18 protein-coding genes are annotated in these 19,920 nt (G+C 35.5%); 4 read left to right on the forward strand and 14 right to left on the reverse strand.

What is annotated here, in order from left to right; genetic code table 11:
- The first annotated feature begins 34 nt into the window (after window positions 1–34).
- The 3 genes from Q0947_RS09890 to mptB all read left to right on the forward strand — a co-directional run bounded on the left by Q0947_RS09890 (window position 35) and on the right by mptB (window position 3,792).
- Window positions 35–727 carry a glycosyltransferase family 2 protein gene (locus Q0947_RS09890; protein WP_299396539.1) on the forward strand — a complete coding sequence of 231 codons (693 nt, stop codon included), beginning with the start codon at window positions 35–37 and terminating at the stop codon, window positions 725–727.
- Window positions 724–2,214, forward strand: coding sequence for a cellulose synthase family protein (locus tag Q0947_RS09895; protein ID WP_299396542.1), 1,491 nt, complete (start codon window positions 724–726; stop codon window positions 2,212–2,214). Before Q0947_RS09890 ends, Q0947_RS09895 begins: the two co-directional genes overlap by 4 nt.
- A gap of 174 nt (window positions 2,215–2,388) precedes the next feature.
- Window positions 2,389–3,792 (forward strand): polyprenol phosphomannose-dependent alpha 1,6 mannosyltransferase MptB, encoded by a 1,404-nt coding sequence (gene mptB, locus Q0947_RS09900; RefSeq protein ID WP_299396545.1) that lies wholly within the window; start codon window positions 2,389–2,391, stop codon window positions 3,790–3,792.
- 17 nt (window positions 3,793–3,809) lie between these two features.
- Here the strand turns inward: mptB and Q0947_RS09905 are convergent, their stop codons facing one another.
- From Q0947_RS09905 to Q0947_RS09950, 10 genes are all read right to left on the reverse strand, one after another.
- Entirely contained in the window at window positions 3,810–4,178 is a 369-nt protein-coding gene (locus Q0947_RS09905) for a hypothetical protein (protein ID WP_299396547.1), read from the reverse strand.
- A 141-nt stretch (window positions 4,179–4,319) separates the two neighbouring features.
- On the reverse strand, window positions 4,320–4,733 hold the full coding sequence (locus Q0947_RS09910; protein WP_299396550.1) for a VOC family protein: 414 nt from the start codon (window positions 4,731–4,733) through the stop codon (window positions 4,320–4,322).
- 270 nt (window positions 4,734–5,003) lie between these two features.
- A complete protein-coding gene (locus Q0947_RS09915) occupies window positions 5,004–5,342 on the reverse strand; it encodes a hypothetical protein (protein ID WP_299396552.1) in 339 nt (112 codons plus the stop codon).
- 2 nt (window positions 5,343–5,344) lie between these two features.
- Complete coding sequence (locus Q0947_RS09920) at window positions 5,345–6,322, reverse strand: deoxyhypusine synthase family protein (RefSeq protein WP_299396554.1); 978 nt, start codon at window positions 6,320–6,322, stop codon at window positions 5,345–5,347.
- Window positions 6,309–7,253 carry an agmatinase gene (speB, locus tag Q0947_RS09925; protein WP_299396557.1) on the reverse strand — a complete coding sequence of 315 codons (945 nt, stop codon included), beginning with the start codon at window positions 7,251–7,253 and terminating at the stop codon, window positions 6,309–6,311. The genes Q0947_RS09920 and speB overlap by 14 nt, the downstream gene beginning before the upstream one ends.
- A gap of 71 nt (window positions 7,254–7,324) precedes the next feature.
- A complete protein-coding gene (locus Q0947_RS09930; RefSeq protein WP_299396560.1) occupies window positions 7,325–8,734 on the reverse strand; it encodes an arginine decarboxylase in 1,410 nt (469 codons plus the stop codon).
- 447 nt (window positions 8,735–9,181) lie between these two features.
- Entirely contained in the window at window positions 9,182–10,093 is a 912-nt protein-coding gene (locus Q0947_RS09935) for a pseudouridine synthase (protein ID WP_299396562.1), read from the reverse strand.
- A 68-nt stretch (window positions 10,094–10,161) separates the two neighbouring features.
- Window positions 10,162–11,064 carry a geranylgeranylglycerol-phosphate geranylgeranyltransferase gene (locus tag Q0947_RS09940; RefSeq protein WP_299396565.1) on the reverse strand — a complete coding sequence of 301 codons (903 nt, stop codon included), beginning with the start codon at window positions 11,062–11,064 and terminating at the stop codon, window positions 10,162–10,164.
- Window positions 11,065–11,132: 68 nt separating this feature from the next.
- A complete protein-coding gene (locus Q0947_RS09945) occupies window positions 11,133–12,062 on the reverse strand; it encodes a mevalonate kinase (protein ID WP_299396567.1) in 930 nt (309 codons plus the stop codon).
- A 59-nt stretch (window positions 12,063–12,121) separates the two neighbouring features.
- Window positions 12,122–13,213 (reverse strand): diphosphomevalonate decarboxylase, encoded by a 1,092-nt coding sequence (locus Q0947_RS09950; RefSeq protein ID WP_299396725.1) that lies wholly within the window; start codon window positions 13,211–13,213, stop codon window positions 12,122–12,124.
- A gap of 278 nt (window positions 13,214–13,491) precedes the next feature.
- On the opposite strand from Q0947_RS09950, the gene Q0947_RS09955 reads away from it, so the two are divergent.
- Complete coding sequence (locus tag Q0947_RS09955) at window positions 13,492–15,696, forward strand: response regulator (protein WP_299396570.1); 2,205 nt, start codon at window positions 13,492–13,494, stop codon at window positions 15,694–15,696.
- Window positions 15,697–15,702: 6 nt separating this feature from the next.
- Here the strand turns inward: Q0947_RS09955 and Q0947_RS09960 are convergent, their stop codons facing one another.
- The 4 genes from Q0947_RS09960 to Q0947_RS09975 form a co-directional block, all read right to left on the reverse strand.
- A complete protein-coding gene (locus Q0947_RS09960; protein ID WP_299396573.1) occupies window positions 15,703–16,932 on the reverse strand; it encodes an NAD(P)/FAD-dependent oxidoreductase in 1,230 nt (409 codons plus the stop codon).
- A complete protein-coding gene (locus tag Q0947_RS09965; RefSeq protein WP_299396575.1) occupies window positions 16,929–17,615 on the reverse strand; it encodes a glycerophosphodiester phosphodiesterase family protein in 687 nt (228 codons plus the stop codon). The genes Q0947_RS09960 and Q0947_RS09965 overlap by 4 nt, the downstream gene beginning before the upstream one ends.
- Window positions 17,616–17,654: 39 nt before the next feature.
- Window positions 17,655–18,521 carry an acyl-CoA thioesterase II gene (locus Q0947_RS09970; RefSeq protein WP_299396577.1) on the reverse strand — a complete coding sequence of 289 codons (867 nt, stop codon included), beginning with the start codon at window positions 18,519–18,521 and terminating at the stop codon, window positions 17,655–17,657.
- 66 nt (window positions 18,522–18,587) lie between these two features.
- Window positions 18,588–19,904 (reverse strand): DUF2254 domain-containing protein, encoded by a 1,317-nt coding sequence (locus Q0947_RS09975; protein ID WP_299396580.1) that lies wholly within the window; start codon window positions 19,902–19,904, stop codon window positions 18,588–18,590.
- Window positions 19,905–19,920: the final 16 nt, after the last annotated feature.

The raw sequence follows: 19,920 nt of genomic DNA on the forward strand, positions 1-19,920 counted from the left end.
AAATGTTACTTTTGCACCACCTTTAAAAAACCACATGTCCATTATTAAAGTTATTATCCCCGCTTACAACGAAGCTGATTCCATCGGACTTGTCATAAAAGACATTCCTGAGATTGTGGATGAAGTGATTGTTGTAAACAATAATTCTACCGATTCTACTGTTGAAGTCGCTCAAAATGCTGGAGCAACCGTATTAACACAACCAGAAATGGGTTACGGCCATGCCTGCCTTATGGGGATGTCCTATGTTGCCAGCTTATCTGAAAAACCTGATATTATTGTCTTTATGGATGGCGACTATAGTGATTATCCTGAGGAATTAACAAAAATTATTCAGCCCATTTTAGAAGATAATATCGATTTTGTAGTTGGCGCAAGAGTTAAACATCTTCAGGAAAAAGGCTCGATGACACCCCAACAACATTTCGGGAATTGGTTAGCAACTTTTTTAATGCGAATTTTATTTGGTGCTAAATTCACAGATCTTGGTCCATTTAGAGCTATAAAGTATCAGAAACTCTTAGATTTGCACATGCAGGATAAGACTTACGGTTGGACTGTAGAAATGCAATTAAAGGCGCTACGACAAAATTTATCTTATGTTGAAGTTCCTGTAAAATATAAAAAAAGAATTGGCGTCTCAAAAGTATCAGGAACCATAAAAGGTACTATCTTTGCGGGCGTAAAAATCCTAGGTTGGATTTTTAAATATAGTTTTAAGAAATGATATTAGAATACTTAATAATAGTTGTTTACACCATTGCCCTCGTACTTATCCTTTTATATGCATTAGCGCAACTCAACTTATTAATTAATTATCTATCTGCTAAAAAGAAACAGGACAAATCTGAAAAATTTGATTTTTCTAATCCTGAAGAAATCCCATTTGTAACCATCCAACTTCCAGTTTATAACGAAATGTACGTTATGGAACGCCTTTTGGATAACATCGCATTGATGGATTATCCGAAAGATAAATTGGAAATTCAAGTCCTTGATGACTCTACTGACGAAACAGTTCAAACTACTTTTCAGCATGTTGAGAAATTAAAAGCAACAGGTTTAGACATTCAACACATCTGCAGAACGGACCGTAGCGGCTTTAAAGCTGGTGCTTTAAAAGAAGGTTTAAAAACTGCAAAAGGTGAATTTATTGCCATTTTTGATGCAGATTTTTTACCAGAACCAAATTGGTTAAAACAAACGATCCCTTATTTCAAGGATGAACAAATTGGTGTTGTTCAAACCCGCTGGGGACATATCAACAGAAATTATTCTATCCTTACCAAGATTCAAGCTTTTGCTCTCGATGCACATTTTACTTTGGAGCAAGTTGGAAGAAACAGTAAAGGACACTTCATCAATTTTAATGGTACTGCCGGTGTTTGGCGTAAAACCTGTATTATTGATGCTGGAAACTGGGAAGGTGACACACTTACTGAAGATTTAGATTTAAGCTATAGAGCACAACTTAAGAACTGGAAATTCAAATATTTAGAAAATGTTGAAACTCCAGCAGAATTACCTGTAGTTATTAGTGCAGCGCGTTCTCAACAATTCCGTTGGAACAAAGGTGGTGCTGAAAACTTCAGAAAAATGATGTGGCGTGTCCTTACATCTAAAAATATTTCCCTAAAAACAAAGCTTCACGGTATTTTACATCTTCTGAACAGTACCATGTTTTTAAATGTGTTTTTAGTAGCTATTTTGAGTATTCCAATGCTTTATATTAAAAATGAATATGCCCATTTAAGATTTTACTTTTATTTCATGAGTTTCTTCGTAGTGAGCACCATCATCTTTTTTGTTTGTTATTGGATGATGTTCAAAGAGATTTACGGGAAAGGATTTAAGAACTTCTTTAGTTATGTCGGCCTATTTTTTACGTTTTTTTCCATTGCGATGGGCTTTTCACTCCATAACTCAATTGCAGTTATTGAAGGCCATATCGGGAAACGTAGTGAATTTATCAGAACCCCAAAATTCAATATCAGTACTTTAAAGGATACTTGGAAAGGCAATAAATACCTGCGCAAAAAAGTATCCATGAACGTGGTTTTTGAAGGTGCACTGATGCTTTACTTCGGATTTGGTTTATACAGCGCTTTCGTTGTTGGAGATCAAGGTGGCGATTTTGGATTGTTTCCTTTTCACTTGATGTTGTTTGTAGGATTTGGATATGTGTTCTTCAAATCGTTGACTTCTAAAGTATAGACATTACATAAAAACAGTTAAGACCTGACAGATTTTGATTTTAAAACATCGAATCTCTCAGGTCTTTTTATTTTGCAACTATTGATACGCGCTGTATTCTTTCAGTTAAAAATCTGCTTATCTTGCAGCATAAATTAAATTTATCATCCTCTACTGAAGATCGAAATTTGTAGAATGTTCAACCCATTATTTTTAAAATTAAGTAAGTCGCCAGTTCTGTTGGCCCTAATAACCATAGCGCTTTACTCACTATTTGCTTATGATTTAGTCAGAACGGATTACACCAAGCTTATTTTACTTTATACGGCGCTTTTTGGAGTGTTCTATACACTGGTAAAAAACCACGCCACAAACTTTAAATTATTAGTAGGGTTTGCCATCCTCTTCAGATTGGTATTTCTATTTGCCACGCCTAATCTTTCTCAGGATTTCTATCGTTTTATTTGGGATGGTCGAATGATTCTAGAAGGGTTCAATCCATATCTCTTTACGCCCGAATCATTCATCAGTGTTGGAAACTTCCCCGTAGCACAAGCTCAAGAACTCTATAATGGCATGGGCTTGTTAAACGCGAGCCACTTTACAAATTACCCGCCTGTCAAACAATTTATTTTTATGATAGCCGCCCTGTTTTCAGGGAAAAGCATTTTGGGCTCTGCAATGGTTTTTAGGGTGTTTATTATCGCCGCTGATATTGGAGCCCTCTACTTTGGAAAGAAGCTTTTAGAACGCCTCAAAATGCCCGTCCACAATATATTTTGGTATATTTTAAATCCTTTTATCATTATTGAACTGACGGGAAGCTTACATTTTGAAGGCATCATGATTTGCTTTCTGGTATTGAGTTTATATCTATTGCATTTAGGCAAATGGAAAACGGCTGCGGTGATCTTTGCGCTGTCTGTTTCCGTAAAACTCATCCCGCTACTGTTCCTTCCTTTATTCTTCCAGTATTTTGTAAAAAACAAAGATGTTATTAATTTGGAAGATGCTTCAAGCCAAAACACTACAAAACTCGGCTTTATAAAATTGGTAGGCTTTTACGCCATCATTGGCATCACCACTTTAGTGCTGTTTGCGCCCTTTTATTCGTCCGAATTCATCCATAATTATGCAGAAACCGTCGGATTATGGTTCAGTAGGTTCGAATTTAATGCGAGCTTTTACTACATCGCAAGAGAAATTGGCCATATGATAACTGGCTATAATCAAATAGCGGTTATTGGGAAATTCATCCCGATACTGACCATTGTAATGTTGTTGCTGTTCACTTTCCTAAGAAAGAATATTACGATGCAACAAGTCATCACTTCTATGCTTTTAGCGGCGAGTATCTATTTTTTCATGTCAACCACCATTCACCCTTGGTACTTGGCTACACTTTTAATATTATCTGTATTCACCAACTTCAAATTTCCATTGGTTTGGTCGTTCATGATTATATTAAGCTATTTAGCTTATGCCAATTCCGACAATACAGAAAACCTTTGGATTATAGCCTTAGAATACAGCGTGGTCTTTGCGGTTTTTTTCTGGGAACTTTTCAAAAAAAAAGACCGCCAAATAGCAGTCTTTTAAATTAAGTGTTATAACTATTACAAGGCTTTTAAACCTGTGATAGTGTAAATTTCTTCTTCCTCATCAAATCCATTTTCATCTTTTTTGACCACTTTTTTAATCGTGTACGTCACATCAAAACTTTGGTTTAAAAAGATTTCGCCATCCAGATCAAATTCCTTCATAACCTCATCTTTCACCTTCTGAAAAGTCACTGTATATTCAGTTCCATCTTCCTTATTTTGGGCAATAAAATTATAGCCATAGCCTTCATTGCCATCATAGACACCGGTTAAGTGTAATTCCTGAAAGTTAGCATCTGAACGTAGAAGATCAGTCTGTACAGGTTTTACAGACATTAAAAAAAGGCACAACACTGAAAGTGTCATTATAAATTTTGTTTTCATAGTAAGTATTAATGTTTTTAGAAAGCATATTTTGTTTTCGGAAATTTGCCACAACAAGTCCGCTGGCTTTTAGCAACCCCATATCTATGGCGTTTGCACGTGGAAATCAAATATCAATTACGACTATAAAAATCTAATAATTTAAGATTTAAAAACTTCAGAGGAATTATTAAAACATTTAAACTCTACCATATATTCATTAGGATCTTTCACAAAAAAGGATTGATGTTCTCCTATTTTATTTTCTAAAAATTTCACATTGGAAGTAATGGGAACATTCTTAGAGTTAAGCTCCTCAAACATTTTATCCCAATTGTCCTTTTGCAAAATCACGCCCAAATGAAAAGACGGTAAAATATCACCATTAAAATTATAACTCCTACAGTCAAATTTAAAAGGACCGCATTCTGTAAAGGTAAGTTGATGTTCAAATAAATTTACATCAGCCCATTTGACGTCGGAGCGCCCTATTTCAGCACCCAACATGTCTTTATAGAACATTCGGGTTTTGTTGATACTAATACAAGGAAGTGCTAAGTGGAATTGTGTTGCCATAAGATGATTGTTTTCAACTAATTATTGACAATGTTTCTCGATCAGGTATAATACGCCATTTAAAGCCCTTCAAAAACAGGAAGTTCATTTCATGGTGCGTCTGTTAAAGTTACACTATTTTTTAACGCGCAAATATTATTTATACGCCTTTTTTCAAGGCTAAAAAAAATGGTCAAGACCAAAAAAGTTGCCCATAAAAGGACAACTTTTTCAATCAATAATATGTTGAAATCACCAATCAATGTTGGCAATTACAGTTCAGATGCACAACTAATCTACGTCTTCGTCTAACTCAACCTCAGGATCGTCCTCACCTAATTCAGGATCTTGGATTGCTTCTGGATCATCGCCATCAAAATCTTCATAGTCATCCTCATCATAATTCTCCATTGTAACTTGAAGCTTAGTGCTGACTTTCACTAAATATTTAGTGTCTTTTGTGGTCACTTCTACAGCCTCAACGATTTCATTATTGGCATTCTTGAAGGTAATGATGTTATCATCATCATAACCATCAGGATATTTCTCAACCAATAACGAGAGAATTTCTGGCGTCAATTTTTTAAAATCAACGATTACGCGTTTTAGATTGTCTCTTTTACTGCTCATAATTACATGTCTAATAAGTATGCAAATATAAGTGGTGCGACAATAGTAGCATCACTTTCTATTATAAATTTTGGGGTATCCACATCTAATTTTCCCCAAGTTATTTTTTCGTTTGGCACAGCTCCTGAATAGGAACCGTAACTTGTTGTTGAATCACTGATTTGGCAGAAATAACTCCAGAACGGTGTATCTGTACGCTCCATATCTTGGTATAACATTGGCACAACGCAAATTGGGAAATCTCCCGCAATACCTCCACCAATTTGGAAGAAACCGATACCGTTTTGAGAATTTTCTGTGTACCAATCTGCTAAGAAAGTCATGTATTCTATACCAGATTTCATGGTGCTTGCTTTCAATTCTCCTTTAAGAACGTAGCTCGCAAAAATATTACCCATCGTACTATCTTCCCATCCTGGAACAATTATAGGTAAATTTTTCTCTGCTGCTGCGTACATCCAAGAATCTTTAAGATCGATTTCATAGTACTCTTCAAGAACACCACTCAATAACATTTTGTACATGTATTCATGTGGAAAATAACGCTCACCTTTCTCTTCTGCATCCTTCCAAATTTTGAAAATATGCTTTTGTAAACGTCTAAAAGCTTCCTCTTCTGGGATACAGGTATCCGTAACACGGTTTAATCCTTTTTCCATTAAATCCCACTCCTCTTGAGGCGTCAAATCGCGGTAGTTAGGCACACGTTTGTAGTGTGAATGCGCAACCAAGTTCATGATATCTTCTTCAAGGTTAGCACCAGTACAAGAAATAATTTGCACTTTATCTTGACGGATCATTTCGCCAAAAATCTTACCAATTTCCGCAGTACTCATTGCACCTGCTAAAGACACTAACATCTTTGAGCCTTTTTCCAATTGTGCTTCGTAGCCTTTGGCCGCATCAACCAATGCCGCAGCATTGAAATGCAAGTAATACTTTTGAATAAAATCTGAAATAGGTCCTTTAGTTGTCGTCATCATTATCGAATTTAGAAAATTTGTTTGTACTTGAAGCTGCTTCGTTAAAGGTACTTTCGTAACCGTCCTCTACATTATCGTCCAAGAATTTATAGCTTAACATTTTGTAATATAATTTTGCTGCAAGAAAATCAGAAGATTTTTCTGATGGATCTGGGCAAAGCTCAACAATATCAAAACCTACAACGTTTTTCTCTGCAAAAACTTTTCTTAAAAAGTCTAAAGTTTCATACCAAAGTAATCCGCCTGGTTCTGGTGTTCCTGTTGAAGGCATGATTGAAGGATCAAAAGCATCCAAATCAATAGTAATAAATACATTCTCTGTCATTTGATCTACAGCGCTGTCCATCCAAAACTCATCATTGACCATGTCATGGGCAAAATACGTTTTATCTCTATCCATCACTGTAGTTTCAATCACATCCATACTACGGATACCAACTTGAATCAAATTAGTGGTTTGGCTAGCTTCATAAACCGCACAAGCGTGGTTACATTTTGAACCTTGATATTCTTTACGTAAATCAGCATGCGCATCAATTTGAAGCACTGTCAAATTATCAAAACATTCATTAAAAGCACGAATTGTACCGATAGAAATTGAATGCTCACCACCAAAAGCGGTAACAAACTTGTTGCGTGTAATGTATTTCTTTACAGTTTGGTGTACAGCATCTACCATTTTTTCTGGAGATGAATTTTCCGTCACGGCATCTGCAAGATAAATACCTTGTTTGTAAACCTCAGTTTCAGTCTCAATATCATAAAGCTCCATGTTTTCGGACGCATCCAAAAATGCTTTAGGACCTTGATCAGCACCTTTTTGCCAGGTACTTGTACCATCATAAGGCACAGGAATCAATACGATTTTGGCATTATCTAATTTGGAATATTCTTCAGGTATTCCCGCATACGTTATATTACTGTTCATTTTGTAATAATTATTATTATTTTAAAGTAAAATGCAATTGATGTTAGAATGTTATTTTTATTGAGAAGTTATTAACTCTCATCCGTATCGTTGTAACCTAATATTTTAAGTAAGTCTTCACTTTTTTGTTGCTCGCTGAATATCTTGGTAGTAAAATTACCATCTTCATCCTTATCAATCAAAATATGCTTTGGCGAAGGTATCAAACAATGTTGCAATCCGCCAAATCCGCCAATTGTTTCCTGATATGCTCCTGTATTAAAAAAGCCAAGATACAAAGGTTTATCCTTATTATACTTAGGAAGATAAATAGCGTTCATATGCTGCTCACTATTGTAATAATCATCACTATCACAAGTTAAACCTCCTAAAAGAACGCGCTCGTAACTATCATTCCAACGGTTAATTGGCAACATGACAAAACGCTTGTTAATTGCCCAAGTGTCTGGAAGCGTTGTAATGAACGATGAGTTGATCATGTTCCACTTCTCCTTGTCATTTTGTTGCTTTTGATACAACACTTCATAAATGGCACCGCCACTTTCTCCTACCGTAAAACTTCCAAATTCTGTAAAGATATTTGGCACATCTACTTCTTCCTGCTCACAGAACAACTGAATTTGATTGATGATTTCATCCACCATATACTCATAGTCAAAATCGAATGCCAATGAGTTTTTAATTGGGAAACCGCCACCAATATTCAAACTATCCAAAGATGGACAAATGCGTTTTAAACTGGTATATACTTTTAAACATTTAGAAAGTTCGTTCCAATAATAGGCATTGTCACGAATTCCTGTATTGATAAAAAAGTGAAGCATTTTCAACTTTACCTTCTTATTTTCCTTGATTTGATTTCTGTAAAATGGGAGGATATTTTTATAGCCGATCCCTAAACGAGAGGTATAAAACTCAAACTTTGGTTCCTCTTCCGAAGCAATACGAATTCCGATATTGAATTTGCCTTTAATTTCTTTTGAAAGCAAATCAATTTCTTCGTAATTATCAATGATAGGAATACAGTTTTTGTGACCTTCATTGATTAATCTCGCAATGTTTGTAACGTACTGTGCACGTTTAAAACCATTACTGATCACATAGGTTTTATTTGTAATCTTACCTTCTTCCTTTAACTTTTCAACAATGTCAATATCAAACGCTGAAGAGGTTTCTATATGGATATCGTTTTTTAAAGCTTCATTAAGAACATGCTTAAAATGGGAGCTTTTTGTACAATAGCAATAGTGGTACTTTCCTTTATATTTATGCTTTTTAATGGCTTTTGAAAACCAATCTTTTGCACGTCCAATATTATTTGAGATTTGTGGTAGGTAAGTAAATTTTAATGGTGTCCCATAATCCTCGACCAATTTCATCAAATTAATGTCATGAAATTGTAGGGTCTTATCTTCCAGTTTGAATTCATCTTGTGGGAAATAAAAGGTCTGATTAATGAGATCAATATATTTTGTATTCATTATAGGGTATTAAGTTTTAAAATTCTGAAAAAAAAATCAATTAGAGTAATAAATTCTTGATAAATAATGAAAATCATACCTGAATTTGCTGATGCGAAGGAACACGCACGAAAACGAGGTGTTTGCTATCTGATAATCTATAATTAGAAGTAAGCTTTAAAATCTGGTGACTTATCTTATAAGTTGCCTTTGGAATTGACTTCTTAAAATCCAAAAGCCCAAACGTAAAAACACGGTTCAAGGGTTCAGCAAATGAAGTGCAAAAGAACTATAAAAAAATTAAAAAACAAGATGCAAAGGGTAAAAATATGACCTCATAAGCTGAAGTCGTATAAATTTATAACAAATCATGCCTTAAAGACCTAAACTTTAGAGTTTTAGAAATCTTTAAGACATGATTTTGCAATGTAATTTCGGTGTAAAATTTCAACTATTAATCGCTATGGATTAAGGTAGCATTTTTAACGTATTGATTTCTTGTTCCGTTAGGTGTTTCCAATGTCCACGAGGGATATCTTTTTTGGTTAAACCAGCAATTGCTACGCAGTCCAATTTTACAATCTCATAGTTTAAATGATCAAAAATTGAGCGAATAATAGTACTACCCGTATTTCTGATTTTTAAACCAATCATATTCTTTGATTGCCCTTCAATAAAACTGATTTCTTCAACGCCTACAAATTTCCCCTCAATATTCAATCCTTCTTCGATTTTCTTAAGATCTTCGAACTTTAAATTCTTGTCGAGTTCAATTTGAAACAAACGTGGAACACCTTTTTTAGAATTGGTGAATTTTTGTGCCAAGACATCATCATTGGTAAACAAAATCAATCCTAGAGAATTTCTTCCCAAACGACCAATCGGTTTAATACGGGATGTTGTAGCATTAGCCACCAAATCCATCACTGTTCTTCCTTTTCCTTCACTGGTTGTCGTAGCAAATCCTTTAGGCTTATTCAGTAAAACGTAAGCTTTCTTTTCTGGATTGATACGGGCTCCATCAAAACGAACATCATCATCCAACTTCACTTTATAGCCCATTTCTGTAACAATCTTACCATTAACCATCACATTTCCTGTAGCAATATGCATATCAGCATCACGACGCGAACAAATGCCAGAATTGGCGATGTATTTGTTCAATCTTATTTCATCTGGATTGGATTTTTTGGCAGGTGTTTTCTTATCAAAAGATGGTTTTGAATACTCTTTATTCACTTTTTTCATTGGAGCATTCCCTCTCGCAAAACTCTTGCTTTTTGGGTTTTCACTTCCTCTTCCTGAAGCTGCAGAAGCACTTCTGCTCTGACCTCTACCTGAAGATTTACCTTTTCCACTACTCCCTTGATGTCTACTCATGACTTAATAATTTTACGCAAAGATACTTTATTATATAACTATTTTAGAGCTTGAATTTACGATTTTCATCAAATCCTATTCAATACAACGTCTACATTGATTAAAACGATACAAAACACGCCTGCTACAATGATAAATTTCAAAATATTATGCAGAATGAGATAGTGTGTTTTGGTTTTCGATTTCCATAACAATACAATGAACGCAAATAGCAACAATGTGCTTAAATAAAAGAAATAATTCATGTGTCCTATATCAAAATAGGCAATCAATAAAAGCGTTGGTATTAAGGTAAAAAACGCCAAAACCGACAACATGATTTTCGAAACATTTTCTCCATAAACCACAGGAATTGTATAGTAACCCTGTACTAAATCACCTTTAATATTCTCCAAATCTTTGGTCAATTCACGCATAGAAATGATTAAAAACAGAAACGTGGCATGAAAAAAGATAACTGTTTCAAAATTTTTGTAATAAATAAAAATAGCAAAAAACGGCGTAATTGTCAACACCGCCGATGTGAGATTCCCTATAAATGGAAGTCTTTTTAATTTATGTGAATAGAACCAGATCCCGAAAATATACAGCGAAAAGAAAATGACCGTATTAAACGACACATAACTTGCCATGACCACTGCCAAAAAATTCAATACAAAATAGAATGACAATTTAGTGTTCTGACTTACCAACCTATCCAACATCGATTTATTAGGACGATTGATTAAATCCTTTTCAGAATCATAAAAATTATTGATGATATATCCGGCCGCGATAGTAGAAGCTGAAGCAAGTACCAAAATGAACAAATTCAGATCGAATACCACTTCACGCAGAGGTTTATCATGCGCCAAAATGTAAATGGAAGTCAAATATTGCGCAATGACGACAACCAAAATGTTGTAGCCCCTGATAACAGAAAACATGCTAAAAAACTTAAGTAATACATGTTTTTGTTTTCTGGATAACATAAAGACAGGGTTAAAGCACTAAGACAAAATGCAGATTAAAAATAGTCCTAAAGCTCATTAATGGGAGTTTAAAAGTTATAAACTACCTCTAATTTGTAATCTTTAAGAGACTGTCTTGCTTTTTCGATATCTTCAGTAAACCCTAAGATATAGCCGCCACCGCCAGAACCACATAATTTAAGATAATAATCATTGGTGTCCAGTCCGTTTTTCCAAAGTGCATGGAATTGTGGTGGAATCATAGGTTTGAAATGGCTCAAGGCCACTTTTGAAAGTTTCTTGGTATTCGTAAACAACGATTTAAAATCGCCTTTTAGGAAATCATCAACACACGCATCCGTATGTTTTATGAATTGATTTTTAAGCATGTTACGGAATCCTTCCTGTTTCATTTTCTCCATAAAGATGCCTACCATTGGCGCAGTTTCGCCAATAATGCCACTGTCTAGTAAAAACACAGCTCCTTTTCCATCACTTTTTTGCGAAGGAATTCCGGCAGCTTCAATATTATCTTTGGAATTGATTAAAATAGGAATACTCAAATAACTGTTTAAAGGATCTAATCCTGAAGATTTACCGTGGAAAAACGACTCCATTTCAGAAAAAATGGACTTTAACGTCATAAGTTTTTCACGCGTTAAATTCTCTAAAACCGTAATTTTATCAAACGCGTATTTGTCATAAATAGCAGCAACCAAAGCCCCACTACTCCCAACACCGTAACCTTGTGGAATTGAAGAATCAAAATACATGCCCTCGTTAACGTCTTTCTCCAAAGCCTCAATATCAAAAGTTACCAATTCTGGATCAATTCCTTTTAAATATTCCACATACCTTTTAAGATTTCCATTAGATTTTATGGAACTCTCAGTTTGAAGTCCGTCAGTTTTTAACGCACCATTGTAAAAATTGTAAGGAATTGATAGGCCTTTAGAATCTTTAATGATTCCATATTCGCCAAAAAGTAGAATTTTAGAGTAAAATAGAGGTCCTTTCATGTTCGGTCTTAGGTTTACAGTTTACGGCTGTAGCTAATTATAAGCAAATATAAACATTATTATTGGTTTTGGATTGCCCCAAAACCAATTTGATCGCAAATATAGTGCCCGTTTTGACAATACACAACCAACTCATCCTTAATAAATTGCAAAACTTGTTCACGCTCATCTTGCGGATAAAGCACATGCACATTTGCGCCAGCATCTAACGTAAAACTGACATGTGAACCGGTTATTTGTCTGAAACTCCATATTTTATTGATGATTTCTAAAGTATTCGGCTTCATCAATATAAAATACGGCATACTCGTCATCATCATGGCGTGCAACGTTAAGGCTTCACTTTCAACCAAAGCGTTAAAGGCATCTAAATCTCCCGATTCCAAAATTACTTTTAGCTCTTCAAGGTTATCATGCGCCTGTTGAAATCGGTTTAAAGCATACGGGTGATTGTGCATTAAATTATGGCCCACCGTACTGCTCACCTGCTTTTCTCCTTTATCAACCAACAATATGGTGTCTTGATAATTTTCAAAATTCCCATGGACCTGATACGGATATTTGACTCCAAATAAATCTGAACTTCCTTCAACGGCTTCTGTTTCACCCCAAACAATCACATCGCCTTCAATACTTCTGCATGCACTTCCTGAGCCCAAACGTGCTAAAAATGACGCCTTCTGATTAAAAAACGCTTCATCAAAAGGACTGTCAGACACTAACTGCTTTTCAATACTCATTAAACACAATGCTAAAGCACTCATACCACTCGCTGATGACGCAATACCTGAGCTATGTGGAAATGTATTTTCCGTTTCAATTTTAAAAACGTACTGTCTTAAAAATGGAAGATAAACTTCTATACGTTCAAAAAAAGTTTGAATTTTTGGTCTGAAATCCTCTTTCAAATCCCCATCCAAATAGACATCAAAAGTAAAAGAGTTGTCATCCTCTTCTTTTTTCACAAAGCTTAATGTTGTAATAGTTTTACAGTTGCTTAGTGTAAAACTCAAAGATGGGTTTTCAGGAATTTGATTCTTTTTCTTGCCCCAATATTTTACCAATGCAATATTACTTGGAGATTCCCAAGTAACACTACCGTTAGAAACATTAGCGCTATATTTTTTCGGAATAAAATCTTTTTCAGTCATCGTTTTTGTATCAGTTGGCAAAGATAAGCGTTTTACAATTGTTTGATAGCTTTTGAAGCACCATGAATTTCTCTGAAATGGCTTGAAGAGGTTGCAAATCCTACAAAACCCGAAACAACAACTAACTAATTGATTTTAAGCCACTTTATATCCGCTTTAGCTTCACAATATAACCCTTAGATATATTTAACACACTGAATACCCCGTCTTTACTGATAATCTTCGTAGTTTTGCTGAAACTTGTTCAACTATTCCCCATAATTCATCGTCCAGATAACATGATTGTATTAAAATCATTTTTGATATTAATAGCGCTTTCTTGCACCCCGTTTTTTGTTCAATCTCAAATTAAAAATCAAGATCAGCATAAACAACGTTTAGAGTATTTAATTTCAAAGGATAGTATCTACGAGATAACCTTAATGTTAAATGAAGATTTGGCGCGCGCTAAATCCAATAATCAACCTTTAGAATTAGCTCAAACATATCAAAAACTAGGTTTTATTTTTTCTCAAATAGAGAGTTATAACACGGCATCCAAATACAATTTGGAGGCTTATAAACTCTTTGATTCTTTAAAAAAGCCTAAAGATGTTGATGATGTCCTCACCCGATTAGCACAGAATTTTGTAGACGGTAAAAGCTATGAAAAATTTGATAGTGTTATTCCCTTCGCTTTAAAGCAGTCTATCGCATTACAAAGCATTAATATGTTTTACAATTTGGAGTCTAAAATGCGAAAAAATTACTTTCTGAAAAATTTTGAAAGTGCTTTAGAAGACGCCAATTCTGCTTTAAACAAACTCGATAACTACAATTTTGTTTCTGAAAAAGAAAAGCGGGAAAAGTTACGTCTCGATGCGTCTTTTAGGTTTTACAAAGCTGCTACCTTGATTAACGCAGAGCAATTTGACGAAGGCTACAAAATGCTTTTTAATGTCAATCCTAAACATTTACGGACAATAGGAAAGCAACACCTAATGCCGATTAGTCAAATTTCGACGCTCAATTATTACAAGTTTAGATATTTTAATGAGCGCACAAAACAATTGGACTCCGCTAACAAATATCTCCTACAAGCCGACTCGTTAAAATTTATTGCTATCCGAAATTATCAGGACAGAATTGCCGAAAACGGCGATTTGATCTACAAGATTATCAATACTGAAAAACAACTCGAACTTACCAACACTGAAAGACAACAAAATAAAGCTCTTTCAAATGCCTTTTTAATGGCCACAATTGTATTGAGTTTACTGCTTATTGCATTGGCAACCTTCTTTTATTACTACTACACTAACAGAAAACGTGTCAAAAAAATAAACGAACGCTTAAAGGAATCGAATAAAAAATTAAAATTAATTGATAAGGAACGACTTGAATTTTTCTCCATATTAAGTCACGAGCTAAGAACGCCTATTTATGGAATTAGCGGGCTTGCTACATTAATTGAACAAGAGCAATGTGCAGAAAAAAGGAAAGGCTATTTAAACGCTCTGATTTCGTCAAGCAATTACATATCCGTTCTTATTGATAACGTTTTGCAAATTTCAAAACTGAAGTTTGAAAAGAAGCAATTACATAAAAAACCGACTAACATTTTACAACTCATAAAGCGAGTTTCAAGTTCTATAAAGGTTTCTGCAAACGAAAAAGGACTGGAACTCTATACGAATGTAGAAAAATCAAATTGGACCGAATCGTTGCTCATTGACAAGGTTGTTTTGAGTCAGATTTTGATTAACCTTGCCTATAATGCCATCAGGTACACCTCTAAAGGCTCTGTATCTATCAATCTTACCGAGCAACGCCGCACGGATACCCATGTCAATATCCTTTTTGAAATTAAGGATTCCGGAATTGGAATTAAACCTAAACACAAGGATATTATTTTTAATGCTTTTGAAAATAAAACCTTCTTAGAAAAAAACAGTTCAGGTTCAGGTTTGGGCCTTTATATTGTGAAAACCTTACTTAAAAGTTATAATTCGGAAATCAAATTCCTGTCAAAACCGAATGAAGGCACAACATTTTTCTTTGATATTGATTTTGAAATTGCACAAGCAGCGGAAGATGGAAACCACCAAACCCATGTTCCGATGCAACATAGTGCCACTAAAATCCTGGTTGTTGATGACAATTCCATCAACTTGCTCATCACTCAAAAAAATGTAGAGAAAATTCCTGGACATATGGCTGAAACCGCCACCCATGGAAAAGAAGCCATTTGTCTTGTAAAAGAAAAAGATTTTGACTTGGTTTTAATGGATATCAACATGCCAGATATGGATGGTTACGAAGCCACCAAACATATTAGATTGTTCAACCCAAACATTCCAATTTTAGCGTTAACAGCGTTAAATTCTGCTGAAATTCAAACTAAAGCAATTGCTTGCGGCATGAATAATGTCATCACAAAACCGTACGATTTTGAAGAATTTAAATCGACGATATTGAAATACAGTAACGTGTATCAGGAGTAATCGCGGTTAAATGGACTTGGAAATTATATAAGCGCCTGTCCAAGCATTTTGAAAATTAAAGCCACCAGTAACGGCGTCAATATTTAAGACTTCCCCAGCAAGATAGAGGTTTTTATGAAGTTTGCTTTCAAAGGTTTTGAAGTTGATTTCTTTCAGCTCCACACCTCCAGCGGTCACAAATTCTTCTTTAAAAGTACTTTTACCGTCCACCGAAAATACAGCTTGGGTTAATTGCGATGCTAAACTTTCGAGCTGTTGCCTGTTTAATTCGGCCCATCGTGTGTCATGAGCAATATCAGAAGCTAAAACCAACTTATGCCACAGGCGTTTCGGAAGCTCAAATTGTGGCGATTTGAATACTGTTTTTTTCGCAAAATCAAGTTTACATTCTTTCAAGTTTTCAATACAGTCTTCCAACGACTGCTTGACGAAATTAATTTCAATGTCGAATTTGTAATTCCGCTGCGCCAATTCTAAAGCACCATACGCGGAAAGTTTCAATATTGCAGGCGCACTCATGCCCACATGCGTAATCAGTAATGGCCCTTCCGAATACAAATCGGTGCCGACAACCTTCACCTCAACATTTTGAGCGACTACTCCAGGAATATCATTAATGCGGTCATCCTTTATATCAAATGTAAAAAGTGATGGAACCGCAGCAGAAATGCTATGCCCCAGATCTTCCAAAACCTTCCAGATTTTAGAATTACTGCCTGTTGCGACAATAAGTTTTTTACAGTAAAATGTATCGGTTTGGGTTTCTACTTTAAACTGATGCTCCACATCAGCAATTTCATTATGAGATGAAGGCGCTATTTTTTTGACACTTTCATTATAAAGAACTTCAACCTTATGCTTTTTCGCTTCGTTTAAAAAACAATCAATAATAGTTTTTGAAGAATCAGAAACTGGAAACATCCGTCCATCTTCTTCAATCTTAAGTGCAACACCACGTTTTTCAAACCATTCTATGGTGTCGCCAGTCATAAATTGATGGAAAGGCCCTAACAATTCTTTTTCACCTCTAGGATAGTTCAAGACCAACTCTGACGGAATAAATTCCGCGTGGGTCACATTGCATCTTCCGCCACCAGAAATTCGCACCTTTTGCAAACCTTCTTTCCCGCGTTCAAGAATCGTAACCTTTAAATGTGGATGTTGTTCTGCAATATTAATGGCCGCAAAAAAACCAGCTGCCCCGCCTCCAATAATTATAACGTCTTTACTATTCATAAATGATCTGGGAAATCTGAGATAATTCCATCTACGCCAAACGACTTCATCTGTGAGATGTCCTCGAAATTATTGACGGTCCATGTATTTACTTTATAGCCTAAAGTCTGAAGTTGCTTCACCGTGTCCTTAGTCAATAAATGATATTCAGGATGGATCGCTTTGGCGTTGATGGTTTTCGCGAACTGCAGCGCCTCATCAAGGTTGTCTTCCGTGAGCACAGCCAACGGAATGTTTTTATTAAGATTATAAATAGTAGTCAATTCTTGAGGATTGAAGCTGGATACCAAAAAGTCTTCATACTTCCAGCCCTTTTTATCGATATAAAATTGAATGGTTTGACACGTTTCAGATGCTGTGGCTTCACCTTTCAGCTCAATATTCAACATGCATTTTCTATCAATTAAATTCAAAACCTCCTCCAATGTAGGAATTTGAAATTGACCATTCACCTTAAGCGCTTTTAAGTCGGCTAAGGATTTCAATGCAATCTCACCAAATCCATCGGTCAATCGTACCAATGTGAAATCATGAAACACTACCAACTCGCCCGTCTGACATAAATGCACATCAATCTCAATGCCGTCAACACCTAAATCCAACGCTTTCTGGATGGATTCCAAGGTGTTTTCTGCAACATGACCTTTTGCTCCTCTATGTCCTATCTTCTTAATAGTGTTCACTTAAAAATTAATTATTTATTTTGAACTGAATACGTCGACTTATTGTTTAATTGGACGCATCAAACCTTCTTGTGCTACCGAAGCAATCAGCTTTCCATCTCTCGTAAAAATATTTCCTTTCGCAAATCCGCGTGCGCCGGAAGCATTTGGCGATTCAATGGCATAGAGCATCCAATCGTCAAAATCGAAATCCCTAAAGTACCACATAGAATGGTCCAAACTCGCCGTTTGCGTATTACCCCAATGCGCTTTACTTGCGTGGCGATTCATAGCCGCGGCTAAAATATTATAATCTGAAACGTAGGTCAGAATTTGTTGCTTTATTGCCAAATCTAAATGGGAAGCATCGCCATTGAGCTTAAACCATACATTGGTAAAAGCAGGTAAATCTTCAGTGTTAAACGGGTTGACAAGCTCAACAGGTTTAAATTCTACAGGCCGTTCAATCTCCAAAAAACCTTTCGTTTTCTTTGGTATGACGTCGCCAAACTTATTTAAAATTTCAGACCAACTCATTAGTTCTTCTGGCTGTTTAATAGCATCAGGCATACTAATTTGATGATTGTGGCCCTCTTCCTTATTTTGAAATGATGCGGAAAGAATAAAAATGGTCACTCCATTTTGCTCGGCAGTAACGCGTCTTACAGAAAAACTCCCCCCATCTCTGGTGTTATTTACATTGTAAATAATGGGCTGCTCTAAATCTCCAGCTTCTAAAAAATAGGAATGCATAGAATGCAAAACACGATTATTGGTGATGGTTCTGGCCGCTGCATTAAGGGCCTGAGCTAATACCTGACCTCCAAAAACATTCGGGCTTCCTACAGTTTTACTGTAGCCTTCAAATTGGCTAGGATTAATCTCTTTTAAAGCGATAAGCTCAATTAAATCTTTAACATCAGTCATTTCTTGAATTGTTTAAGCTTTTCAAAGGTATTTAAATGAGTGGAACTTCTAAATTTAAAATGCGTATTAAATGACAAATTCTGATGGATTCAGCGCTTCTAGCTTGTTCATCTCTTTTTTTATAACCGATAAATCAGTTTCATTGCTTTGACTCACAATCGCGTCTTGATATAAGGTACTAATCTCCTTCACAATTACTTTTTTGTACAGTTCATCAAAGGCATCCGCGTGGCCCAATAAGTATTCGAGCATCATAAATAGCTTTTGAACCACAATAATATCGTGCTTGCAATAGGTGCGTAACGACGCCATCACATTGTACATCAACTCTTCAAAGCTTACTGTTTTTATGCTTAGAAGTGCATTGTCATCATCATCAAAAAGATAACTCGTATCGCGCTTTTTCATGCGAAGCACCAACAATTCCGTCATATAATCAATGGCGTTAATGGCAGTTCCGGGATCATTAATTCCTGGAGACATCGCTTTTACTGCAATTTCTGTGATTTGCTTAAAGGCCAAGACATAATTCTCTTCTACAAGTTCATTTTTAGAAAAATTGAAATACCCCAAAGCCTGGTCGACTGCATCTTCATCCAATTCAGCACCAGAATAGCGTAGCAACGGCAGACTTTTTAAAATGTACGTCCCTTTTGTTTGAGCGATTTCAATTTTGACATTGTTTTCCTTTGCGAAAGCCGCTAAGGAATTCAAGCTCACGTCCTGAAAATATCCCGACTTTTTTGAAAGCACAGCATGCCAATCAGAAGTTTCTGGAAAATGGGTTTCAATCGATTTTTCATTTTCTATCAACCTGCTTAACCTATCATAAGCAGAATCATAAATCTTGTCCATAATTGTCCCAACTTGAATTTGTTGTGAAATGGAATGGATAAAATAAATAAACGACCCCAAACATAAAGTCATAAAGATGATAGCCAATAACACTGAAAATCCGGGAAGTTGGTATTTATCGCCGGTTGGCGTGATGGATACTAAGGTAAAAATACAGTATAAGAGCGTTGAATTGTAAATCCCTAAAATGATTTGATGCCTTCTGTTAGAAATCAATCCTGGCAGTAATCGCGGGGAAAAATTACTCGACGCTTGGTTGAGCAAAATCATTACTAATGAAAAACTAAACACCATGATAGATATCAATCCACCAATAAATGTGGTTAAGAGACTCCGTGCTGTTTCAGTATTATTAATAACCAACAGCGGTGCGTTTTCGATTAAGTATTTCGAAATACCCCAACTTTCCATATAATACATGAAGAATGCAAAAAACAGCCCCATCAAACTGATAAGCGACGGATAGAACGCGATGTTGCTCTCCAGTTTGATGACATATTCAATAATGCTATAAAATTGCTTTTTCATAAAAGGGTATTTCTTG

The sequence above is a fragment of the uncultured Gelidibacter sp. genome (genome assembly GCF_947500795.1).
Lineage (GTDB): Bacteria > Bacteroidota > Bacteroidia > Flavobacteriales > Flavobacteriaceae > Gelidibacter.

Bases quoted from the DNA above. Each gene is read 5' to 3' on its own strand.
- Q0947_RS09890 (WP_299396539.1), top strand. From the start codon at position 35: ATGTCCATTATTAAAGTTATTATCCCCGCTTACAACGAAGCTGATTCC.
- Q0947_RS09895 (WP_299396542.1), top strand. From the start codon at position 724: ATGATATTAGAATACTTAATAATAGTTGTTTACACCATTGCCCTCGTA.
- mptB (WP_299396545.1), top strand. From the start codon at position 2,389: ATGTTCAACCCATTATTTTTAAAATTAAGTAAGTCGCCAGTTCTGTTG.
- Q0947_RS09905 (WP_299396547.1), bottom strand. From the start codon at position 4,178: ATGAAAACAAAATTTATAATGACACTTTCAGTGTTGTGCCTTTTTTTA.
- Q0947_RS09910 (WP_299396550.1), bottom strand. From the start codon at position 4,733: ATGGCAACACAATTCCACTTAGCACTTCCTTGTATTAGTATCAACAAA.
- Q0947_RS09915 (WP_299396552.1), bottom strand. From the start codon at position 5,342: ATGAGCAGTAAAAGAGACAATCTAAAACGCGTAATCGTTGATTTTAAA.
- Q0947_RS09920 (WP_299396554.1), bottom strand. From the start codon at position 6,322: ATGACGACAACTAAAGGACCTATTTCAGATTTTATTCAAAAGTATTAC.
- speB (WP_299396557.1), bottom strand. From the start codon at position 7,253: ATGAACAGTAATATAACGTATGCGGGAATACCTGAAGAATATTCCAAA.
- Q0947_RS09930 (WP_299396560.1), bottom strand. From the start codon at position 8,734: ATGAATACAAAATATATTGATCTCATTAATCAGACCTTTTATTTCCCA.
- Q0947_RS09935 (WP_299396562.1), bottom strand. From the start codon at position 10,093: ATGAGTAGACATCAAGGGAGTAGTGGAAAAGGTAAATCTTCAGGTAGA.
- Q0947_RS09940 (WP_299396565.1), bottom strand. From the start codon at position 11,064: ATGTTATCCAGAAAACAAAAACATGTATTACTTAAGTTTTTTAGCATG.
- Q0947_RS09945 (WP_299396567.1), bottom strand. From the start codon at position 12,062: ATGAAAGGACCTCTATTTTACTCTAAAATTCTACTTTTTGGCGAATAT.
- Q0947_RS09950 (WP_299396725.1), bottom strand. From the start codon at position 13,213: ATGACTGAAAAAGATTTTATTCCGAAAAAATATAGCGCTAATGTTTCT.
- Q0947_RS09955 (WP_299396570.1), top strand. From the start codon at position 13,492: ATGATTGTATTAAAATCATTTTTGATATTAATAGCGCTTTCTTGCACC.
- Q0947_RS09960 (WP_299396573.1), bottom strand. From the start codon at position 16,932: ATGAATAGTAAAGACGTTATAATTATTGGAGGCGGGGCAGCTGGTTTT.
- Q0947_RS09970 (WP_299396577.1), bottom strand. From the start codon at position 18,521: ATGACTGATGTTAAAGATTTAATTGAGCTTATCGCTTTAAAAGAGATT.
- Q0947_RS09975 (WP_299396580.1), bottom strand. From the start codon at position 19,904: ATGAAAAAGCAATTTTATAGCATTATTGAATATGTCATCAAACTGGAG.